Source organism: Mesorhizobium sp. M7D.F.Ca.US.004.01.2.1, from assembly GCF_003997785.1.
Lineage (GTDB): Bacteria > Pseudomonadota > Alphaproteobacteria > Rhizobiales > Rhizobiaceae > Mesorhizobium > Mesorhizobium loti.
In genome coordinates, this window is sequence record NZ_RZRQ01000715.1 from 1 (window position 1) to 796 (window position 796).

General features: G+C 62.8%; 1 protein-coding gene. It reads left to right on the plus strand.

Annotated elements, in window-relative coordinates:
• Positions 1–773 (plus strand): D-amino-acid transaminase (locus tag EN993_RS36380; protein ID WP_127266284.1); only part of this gene is annotated, 773 nt, incomplete at its 5' end.
• Positions 774–796: the final 23 nt, after the last annotated feature.

Genomic DNA, 796 nt, shown 5'->3' on the forward strand with positions numbered 1-796 from the left:
GTGTCTATGAGGTCTGCGAGGTGGCGCGTGGCTTCATCGTCGACATGCCGCGCCATCTGGCCCGGCTGAACCGCTCGCTGACCGAATTGTCAATCGCCTGGCCAGTCACCTCTCACGTGCTGCCGCTGATCCTGCGCGAGGTGGTCAACCGCAATCATGTCGCCAACGGCCTGGTCTATGTCCAGGTGACGCGCGGCGTTGCCAGCCGCGACTTTGTCTTCCCTTCCGCCGACACCAAGCCATCCCTGGTGGTGACTGCCAGGAAGGCCGATCCCGCCGCTGGTGCAAAGCGAGCCGAGACCGGCATCGCGGTCATTACCGTGCCGGAAAACCGCTGGGACCGCGTCGACATCAAGAGCGTCGGGTTGCTGCCCAATGTCTTGGCCAAGCAGAAGGCCAAGGAGGCCGGCGCCCAGGAAGCCTGGTTCGTCGACACCGACGGTAACGTCAAGGAAGGCGGCTCGTCCAACGCCTGGATCGTCACCAGGGACGGCGTCCTGGTCACCAGGCCGGCCGAGCATGGCATCCTGCGCGGCATCACCCGCACGACCATGTTTGAAGTGGCGGCCAAGCTAGGCCTGAAGATCGAGGAGCGCGGCTTTTCCGTTGCCGAGGCCAAGGCGGCACGCGAGGCGTTCATCAGTTCCGCAACGACAATTGCCATGCCGGTGGTGGCCATCGACGGCGATACGGTCGCTAACGGGCACCCCGGCTCAATAACACTTTCCTTGCGGCAAGCCTTTTTTGACATTGCGGAAAAAAGTCCAGCCTGATAACCGCACAGGTGGAATGAACA